General features: G+C 70.9%; 6 protein-coding genes. 1 reads left to right on the top strand and 5 read right to left on the bottom strand.

Features of this window, described 5'->3' with window-relative positions; genetic code table 11:
- Nucleotides 1-253: 253 nt before the first annotated feature.
- From ADL15_RS10190 to ADL15_RS10180, 3 genes are read right to left on the bottom strand one after another with little or no spacing between them, the layout of a single operon-like run.
- Nucleotides 254-739: an NUDIX hydrolase gene (locus ADL15_RS10190; RefSeq protein WP_067687630.1), complete on the bottom strand. Its 486-nt coding sequence runs from the start codon at nucleotides 737-739 to the stop codon at nucleotides 254-256.
- A 9-nt stretch (nucleotides 740-748) separates the two neighbouring features.
- On the bottom strand, nucleotides 749-2,233 hold the full coding sequence (locus tag ADL15_RS10185) for a GGDEF domain-containing protein (RefSeq protein ID WP_067687634.1): 1,485 nt from the start codon (nucleotides 2,231-2,233) through the stop codon (nucleotides 749-751).
- A gap of 51 nt (nucleotides 2,234-2,284) precedes the next feature.
- A complete protein-coding gene (locus tag ADL15_RS10180; protein ID WP_067687632.1) occupies nucleotides 2,285-4,150 on the bottom strand; it encodes an amylo-alpha-1,6-glucosidase in 1,866 nt (621 codons plus the stop codon).
- 113 nt (nucleotides 4,151-4,263) lie between these two features.
- Between ADL15_RS10180 and ADL15_RS10175 the strand changes: the two genes are divergently transcribed.
- Entirely contained in the window at nucleotides 4,264-6,903 is a 2,640-nt protein-coding gene (locus tag ADL15_RS10175; RefSeq protein WP_157441282.1) for an MGH1-like glycoside hydrolase domain-containing protein, read from the top strand.
- Between the two features lie 110 nt (nucleotides 6,904-7,013).
- On the opposite strand, the gene ADL15_RS10170 is transcribed toward ADL15_RS10175, so the two are convergent.
- Nucleotides 7,014-7,283, bottom strand: a complete 270-nt coding sequence (locus ADL15_RS10170) for a hypothetical protein (protein ID WP_067687626.1) — start codon at nucleotides 7,281-7,283, stop codon at nucleotides 7,014-7,016.
- Nucleotides 7,284-7,385: 102 nt separating this feature from the next.
- A complete protein-coding gene (locus ADL15_RS10165; protein ID WP_067687625.1) occupies nucleotides 7,386-8,405 on the bottom strand; it encodes a type IV toxin-antitoxin system AbiEi family antitoxin domain-containing protein in 1,020 nt (339 codons plus the stop codon).
- Between the last annotated feature and the right edge of the window lie 186 nt (nucleotides 8,406-8,591).

The following is an 8,591-nucleotide window of genomic DNA, read 5'->3' as shown; positions in this document are numbered from 1 at the left end:
ACCATCCTTGAAGTCCTGATCAAACCTTCGTCGTGTCTCCGCCATCGCCGATCACCAATCCTTTAAGGCGATGTCTCCACGTTACGAGGGGAAGCTCAGCCTGGTTGGTTTGGCTGGTTGTGGTGGCCGTTACAGCGGCTCATAGCGGCCGTGAGGGCCAGCCCGGTTGGTTTGGCTGGTTGTGGTGGCCGTTAATGCGGCTCATAGCGGCCGTGAGAGCCAGCTGGGGGCTGTCGCCCGGGGTGGGGCAAATTTAGAAGCCGCCCTCGCCTGGGGTGGCGAAATAGGGTGGGGCGTTGTCGTCCAGGGCTACCGAGAGCAGCTTCTGGGCGAACGGGCTGATGTCCGGCATCGCGTCGACGGGGTACCAGCCGACGGCCAGGGACTCGGTGTCGTTGACCCGGGCCTCGCCGGCGATGGCGCGGCAGCGGAAGAACATGTTGACCATCTGGCAGTGGTCGCCGTTCGGGTACGTGATGTCGTGGGACAGGACGCCGGCCAGGCGTTCGATGGTGACGCGGACCGCGGTCTCCTCCTCGACCTCGCGGAGCACCGCGTCGGCCGGCTGCTCGCCCGGGTCCATCATGCCGGCGATCAGGGCCCACTGGCCGGTGTCGCTGCGCTGGTGCAGCAGCACCTCGCCGAGGTCGTTGAGCACGATCGCGGACACGGTCGGAAACATGATCAGCTCGGGGCCGACCCGGGCGCGGAGGTTCCGGACGTAATCGGAGGCGGGCATGGGACGAATCTAACCGTGAGCGGTTGCCGGGGTGTGAACGGTGGGTGCGACGACCGCGCGGTTGCGGCCGGCCGCTTTCGCCGCGTAGAGCGCCTGGTCGGCGGCGCGCAGCAGCTCGGCCGGGTCGGCGAGGTGGCCGGGTGCGGAGGCCGCGCCGATCGAGGCGGTCACGGTGATCAGGGTCTGGTCGGTGGCCGCGAACGGCAGCTCGGCGACGGCCAGCCGGTTCCGCTCGGCGATCGCCGGCAGCTCGCCGGCGCCGACGTGCGGGATCAGCGCGATGAACTCCTCCCCGCCGTACCGGGCGAGCAGCAGGCCGGCCCGGTTCCCGCTGGAGAGCCGCCGGGCCAGCTCGCTCAGCACCCGGTCGCCGGCCGGATGGCCGTACGTGTCATTGATTTTTTTGAAGTGGTCTATATCGATCATGAGGAGGCCGATGCCGTAACCGGCCCGGGCGGCCCGGCGGCACTCGCTCGCCAGGGTCTCCTCGAAGTGCCGGCGGTTGCTGATCCCGGTCAGCCCGTCGGTGTCGGCGGCCCGCCGCTGCGCCGCGACCAGGCCGGCCATCCGCGCCATGACCAGCAGGAACATCACCGTGCAGGCGGCGCTGGCGAGCGGCACGTTCAGGTCCTTGCCGATCGCGTGCAGGACGAACTGCAGGCCGGGCACCATCAGCACCGCGCAGGTGAGCACGGTCAGCCGGGCCGGGGTGGCGTCCGGGGTCGCGGTGTGGCTGGGGGTGTCGAAGTCCCGCATGCTCGGGTGCAGCGCGCACGCGGCGATCAGCCCGAGCGAGACCACCCAGAGCCCGCCGGTGAACGGCTCGGTGGTGTTCTCCCCGCCCAGCAGGCCGACCACGGCGTAGGCGGTGTCGGCCGCGAACATCACCCCGAGGTAGCCGAAGAGCAGGTGGAGCGCGGGGGTGCGTGCGCCCGCGCCGAGCACCAACCGGACGGCCAGGATCAAGAGCATCAGATCCAAGATGGGGTACGACGCCTCGGTCAGTTTCGCCGCCATCGGCAGGGTCGAGTCACTGGCCACCGGCTCGACGAGGAACACCCAGGTCAGTAGGCCACTGCTGAGCGCGACCACCAGCGCGTCGACCGCCGTGGCGAGGTTCCACCCGGGGGTGCGCCGGCGGATGAAGGTCAGTACGGCCGCGCCGGTCAGCACGTAGCTGCTCAGGTAGAACACGTCGCCGGGGGTCGGCTCGGCCATGCTCCCGGTGCTCCAGACGTCGAAGCTGAAGAGCACGTCACCGGTGGCGTAGGCGGCCTGGCCCACCGCCAGGGTGATCCAGCCGCCGGGCCGGGCCGGCCGGTGCAGGCGGATGCCGGCCAGGATCATCAGCGGCGCGGAGCAGGTGATGATCAGGTACGGGATCTCGTAGCCCAGGAACGGCGCGCCGAGCAGCTGCCCCAGCGTCCGGAGCAGCGCGCAGGTGACGACCACGGCGAGCCAGAGCCGCCACGCCCCGGGCCGGAAACGTTCCATGGTCACCATGATCGAGCCTGCTGGTTGCGGATCGGGTGCGATACCGGTTCCTCAGAGTTTCCGGGCGCGCAGCTGCTCGGCCACCGACCAGGCCTGGAACGGGCAGCCGGTGCCGGCGTGCGGGGCGTCGCCCTCCGCGGTCTCCGAGATGGAGCCGAGGCCGTACTCGGTGAGGTGGGCCTCGGCGTCGGCGAACACGTCCGGGACCTCGGCGCCGAGGCGGTGCCAGGCGCCGGCGTACGCACCGGTGAGCCACGGCCAGACGGTCCCGGTGTGGTACGCCGTGTCCCGCTCCGCGGACGTCCCGCGGTGCCGGCCGTGATAGCCGGTGGAGCCCGGCGCCTGGCTGCGCAACCCCATCGGGGTGAGCAGCGCCGCCCCGATCCGGGTGAGCACCGCGGCGTCCGGGCGCAGCGGCGCGTACGGCAGCGACCACGCGAACAGCTGGTTGGGGCGCAACGTGTGATCACCGACCACGTCCTGGAGCATCCCGGACAGCGAGCGGAACGAGCGCGCGAAGCTGTCCCGAGCCCGCCCGAGCAGCGGCTCGAAGGCCGCCGACCCGAGCGCCCCGACACTGGCCAGCCCGTTGATCCAGAGCGCGTTGACCTCGACCGCCTGGCCGGCCCGCGCGGTCACCGGCACCCCGTCGACCCGGGCGTCCATCCAGGTCAGCGCCTCACCGGGGGCGCCCTGGGTGAGCAGGCCGGTGACCGGGTCGGCGACGATGCCGTACCGGGTGCCGGCCAGGTGGTGCTCGATGACGGCGGTCAGGGCCGGCAGCAGCTCGGCGGCCAGGTCGGTGTCGCCGGTGGTGGCCACGTGCCGGCCGGTCGCGTGCAGGAACCACAGGGTGCCGTCGACGGTGTTGTACTCGACGCTGCCGGTGTCGGCGGTGTTCGCCAGCATGCCCTCCGACAGTGTGGCGGCGTAGGAACGGAGCAACTCCCGGCCCAGCTCGGCGCGGCCGGTGGCGAGGAACAGGCCCTCGTACGCGATCATCGTGTCCCGGGACCAGGCACCGAACCACGGGTAGCCGGCCACCACGTCCGGCCCGGTCCGGGTCCGCACCACGAACGCGTCGGCGGCCAGCGCCAGGGCCGCCTCGGTGGAGTCGGCGGGTGCTGCGGCGGCCACCACGGCCCGGTTGCGGGCCCGGGCGGCGTCCACCGCCGTGACCGCCGGGGGCGGGGGATCGTCCAGGTCACCGGCCCAGGCGGCGATCTCGGCGACCTGGCCGGGGCGGGTGAGGGCGGCGTGGAAGCTCCCCGCGTACCAAAGGTCTTCTTGATCGTGAAGACCGCGCGCCGCCTCCTCCCGGTAGCGAACCGCCTGGAAGAGTTCGCCGGCCGAGGCGAAGCCCGGCCCGGCGATCCGGTACGCCTGCTCGACCACACACCCGTCCGCGGTCGCGGTCGTCGCCAGCGCGAACCCGGAGCGGTCGGCGTGCGCGTCCCGCCAGGTGCAGAGCGCCTCCACGGCCAGATCCACCGGACCGCCCGCGATCAGCCGGTGCACCACCGCGACCGCCGGACGGCCGTGCACCGCGGCGATCTCCCGCTCGATCACCACGGCGCCGATCCGCCACCGCCACCGCGGCACCCCGTCGATCAGCGCGAAGCTCGACAGCAGCGTGTGGCCCTGCGGCTCGATCGCGCCGCCGGCCCACTCGTGGCAGCCCAGCCGGACCCGCGCGCCGGACCGCAGGGTGACCACCGCGTCCAGCGCGGCCAGGCCCAGCATGCGGGACGCCGGAGTGAGACCGGCCACCACGAGCAGACCGTGATAGCGCCGGGTCCGCAGGCCCGCGACGGTGCCCATGGCATAACCGCCGACACCGTCGGCCACCAGCCACTCTTTCGTCGCTCCGGCGGCGAGATCGGTACATACCTGCGGTCCGAACGTGATCGGGCGCACGGGGGACACGAGTGTGGACCTCCGACCATGGGTAAGAATCGGCGGAGCCGACACACTTGACACCAGACCATGACAGTCTCAGTGTGATCGACTCCGGGTCGTAAATGGTGGGGATGGTGAGAGCGGACGTGTCGGAGCGGGATCGGCTGGACCAGGCCGACTCCGGCGAGCAGCCGTGGCGCGCCTGGGGTCCCTACCTCTCCGAGCGGGCGTGGGGCACGGTCCGCGAGGACTACAGCGAGCACGGGACGGCCTGGGACTACTTCCCGCACGATCACGCACGTTCCCGGGCGTACCGGTGGAACGACGACGGCATGGCCGGGGTCTGCGACGACCGGCAGACATTCTGCTTCGCCCTCGCCCTCTGGAACGGCAAGGACCCGATCCTCAAGGAACGGATGTTCGGCCTCGGCGGCGACGGCGGCAACCACGGCGAGGACGCCAAGGACTACTGGTGGTACCAGGACTCCACGCCCACGCATTCGTGGATGACGTGGCGGTACCACTACCCCCAGACAGAATTTCCGTACGACCAGCTGGTCCGGGTCAACGGCCAGCGCTCCCGCACCGAGAGCGAGTACGAGCTCGTCGACACCGGGATCTTCGACCAGGACCGGTTCTGGGCGGTGACCGTCGACTACGCCAAGGCCGGCCCGCGCGACATGTGCGTGGCGATCACCGTGTCCAACCGCGGACCCGACCCGGCCACCCTGCACGTGCTGCCCACCCTGTGGTTCCGCAACACCTGGTCCTGGGGGCTGCCGAACCGGCCGATCCCGTCGCTGACCGGCACCCCCGGGCGGATCGCCGGGCGGCACCGCTCGATCGGGTACATCACCCTCGAGGCCGAGGGCGCCCCGCCCGCGCTGGTCTGCGACAACGAGACCAACTCGCAGCGGCTGTGGGGACTGCCCGGGCGCAGCCCGTACCCGAAGGACGGGATCAACGACTTCCTGATCTCCGACCTGCCGTCGGTCAACCCGGCCGGGGTCGGCACCAAGGGCGCCCTGCACTACGAGCTCACCCTGGAGGCCGGGGAGACCCGGACGATCCGGCTCCGGCTCAGCCAGACCGACGCGCCCGCCGAACCGCTCGACCTCGGCGAGGACTGGACCGCGGTGATGCGCGACCGGCTCGCCGAGGCCGACGAGTTCTTCGCCGGTGTGATCCCGGCCGCCGCCACCCCGGACGAGACGGCGGTGGCCCGGCAGGGCATCGCCGGGCTGATGTGGGGAAAGCAGTTCTACCACTTCGACGTGAAGCAGTGGCTGATCGGCGACCCGGCCAACTCGCCACCGCCACCGGGCCGGCGCTACGGGCGCAACAACGGCTGGTGGCACATGAACAGCTTCGACGTGATCAGCATGCCGGACCCGTGGGAGTACCCCTGGTACGCCGCCTGGGACCTGGCGTTCCACTGTGTCAGCATCAGCCGGGTCGACCCCGGTTTCGCCAAGTCGCAGCTGCTCCTGCTGCTGCGCGAGTGGTACATGCACCCCAACGGGCAGATTCCGGCGTACGAATGGTCGTTCGCCGATGTGAACCCGCCGGTGCACGCGTGGGCCGCGCTGCGGGTCTTCGAGATCGACGGCGCCCGGGACTACGACTTCCTGGCCAAGGTGATGCACAAGCTGCTGCTCAACTTCACCTGGTGGGTCAACCGCAAGGACGTCGGCGGCAACAACGTCTTCGAGGGCGGCTTCCTCGGCCTGGACAACGTCGGCCCGTTCGACCGCTCGGCCGCGCTGCCGGTCGCCGGCGTGCTCGAACAGTCCGACGGCACCGGCTGGATGGCCATGTACGCCCTCAACCTGCTCGACATGGCGATCATCCTGGCCCTGCACGACCGGTCCTACGAGGACATGGCCACCAAGTTCTTCGAGCACTTCACGTACATCGCCGAGGCGGCGTACCGGCAGGGGCTCTGGGACGAGGAGGACAGCTTCTTCTACGACGTGCTGCGCCTGCCGGACGGGCACAAGGTGCCGCTCAAGGCCCGCTCGATCGTCGGTCTGCTGCCGCTCGCCGCCACCACCCGGCTCACCTCCGACACGCTGAACCGGCTGCCCGAGGTCAACGCGCGGGTCCGCTGGATGCTGCACAACCAGACCGACTACGGCGACATCATCAGCGCCCGTCGCCTCGGCGGCACCGACCGCCGCCGCCAGCAACTGCTCAGCATGGTCGGCCAGGACCAGCTGTTGCGGATTCTCGCGCGGTTGCTGGACCCCGAGGAATTCCTTTCCCCGTACGGTCTGCGCACCCTGTCGCGGGCCCACCTGGAGAAACCGTTCACCGTCTCGCTCGGCGGCTCGGACTTCACCGTCGGGTACGAGCCGGCCGAGAGCACCAGCGGGCTGTTCGGTGGCAACTCCAACTGGCGCGGCCCGGTCTGGATGCCGGTCAACTACCTGCTCGTCGAGGCGCTGCGGGAGTTCGCCGAGTTCTACGGCGAGGACCTGCAGGTGGAGTACCCGACCGGATCACAGACGAAGGTCTCGCTCACCGAGGTCGCCGACGACCTGGCCACCCGGTTGATCGCGCTGTTCGTCCCGGACGCCGACGGGCACCGGCCGATCTACGGCGCGACCGAGCTCTTCCAGGTCCACCCGGACTGGAAGGATCTGGTCGCGTTCCCGGAGTACTTCCACGGGGACAACGGAGCCGGGCTGGGCGCGTGGCACCAGACGGGGTGGAGCGCCCTGGTTGTCGACCTGATCCTGACCCTGCGGGCGCCTGGCCGTTCTCGATAGTTGGGTGTGGAGTCCGGGTGTCCGGATGCCACACCCACGTCTCGTCTTTCGCTCGTCTTTCGCTCGTCTTTCGCTCGCCTTTTGCTCGTCTTTTGCTCGTCTTTCGCTCGTCAGGAGCGGGCGACGATCTCCTCGGCGACGTGGCGCAGCTGTTCGTGGTCCGGGTGGAAGCCCGCGGCGATGTCCGGGTGCAGACCGGACTTGGCCTGGTCCAGGAGCATCGAGGTGACCTGGTCGACGCTCTCACCGGCGTACCGCTGCTGGATCTTCACGGTTGCGGCCTGGAGAGCGGAACTGAGCTGGTCCTCCAGCGGACCGCGCAGCTTCTCTTCCACCGGGTTGAGCGATTGCGGATCGAGGGTGACGTGCGGCTCGGTCAAGGTGTCCCTCCGGGAAGGTCAACGACGCCGTGCGCATACCCGTCGGCGACCCCTCGGTAAACCCCGTCCCACCCCACCCGGCCCGAGATTCACCCGTTTCAGTCAGGCGGCCCGGCGGGCTGGGGGCTCGCCGCGCCAGCCCGCCGCGTAAAGGGCCGCGCGGACGTCCGCGACGACCTCGGCGGGCCGGTGCCGGATCGCCCAGCCCGGGAAGCGCAGCAGCCGGGTGCCGTGGATCGCGGCCTCGTTGGCGGCGCGCATGTCCCGGTACCAGTCACGGACCTCCATGTGCTGCGAACCGTCGATCTCGACCTGGAGGTGCCACGGGTCGAAGTAGACGTCGCAGTACCGCCGCCGCCCGAAACGGTCCGTGCGGGCTCGCTGCCGATCCGGGTGCGGCAGACCGGCCCGGCGGCACAGGCGGTAGAACTCGATCTCGTAGTCGGAGTCGGAGCCGCCCGCGGCGTCGGTGACGGTCGTCTCGATCAGGCGGCGGCGGGCCAGCCGGGGGATGCGGGCCAGCACCGGACGGATCTGCGCTTCGCTGACCAGGCGCTGCTGGAAAGCCGAGGCGATCAGGGCGATCGCCTCGGTGTCGGTGAACGCCCACTGTGCGGCGTCGACGACGGAGCGGGCGGCGGTGGTGCAGGGCGGTGCGACGGTCGGGCAGGAATCCGCCGTGCACAGCCGGCGGGTGCGATGCACGATCACGCCCGGCGGGGGATTGCGGTCGGGACGGGCGTCGGGCACGAGAACGTGCACCGGCTCGTACGTCTCCGGCGGCGAGGCCGGGGAGTGGGGGCGGGGCGGCCGGGGGCGTGCCGAGGAGGATTGGTGCAGGCCGAGCAGGTGCAGGGCGGAGACGCCGGCGAGCAGAGCGGGGCGGCCGTTGCCGGCGCCGAGGCTTGCCGCCCACCAGTGCTGGCGTTCGGTGAGGGCGCCGGTGTGGGCCAGGTAGAGCCCGCGGTGCATCCGGGTCCAGCGCCCGGAGCGGATGCGGTGGCGGACGGCCTTCTCACTGAGGAACTGCCGAGCCTGCTGCCAGGTGATCAAACCGTCCTGGCGGATGAGGAGGTCATGGAACGCGTAGGCGGTGCGCGGATCGAGGAGAGTTCCGGACATGGTTCCAGCATCTGCGGGGTGAACTGCGGTTTCCAGCCCCTGTGGACAACGCGGCCGGGGTTGGGGCGCCAGGAGCTGGGTGCGGCCCGTCGTGCGGGGGCGGTGGCGGTCCTCGTTCATTGCTGGAGGGGCGGTGGCGGTCCGCGTTGGGCTTTGGCGGGGCGGGGAGGGTCCGCAGTGGTGGCT

The sequence above is a fragment of the Actinoplanes awajinensis subsp. mycoplanecinus genome (assembly GCF_001509495.1).
GTDB lineage: Bacteria > Actinomycetota > Actinomycetes > Mycobacteriales > Micromonosporaceae > Actinoplanes > Actinoplanes palleronii.
Note: the sequence above shows the minus strand (reverse complement) of the source record. Positions and strands in the feature narration are given on the sequence as shown.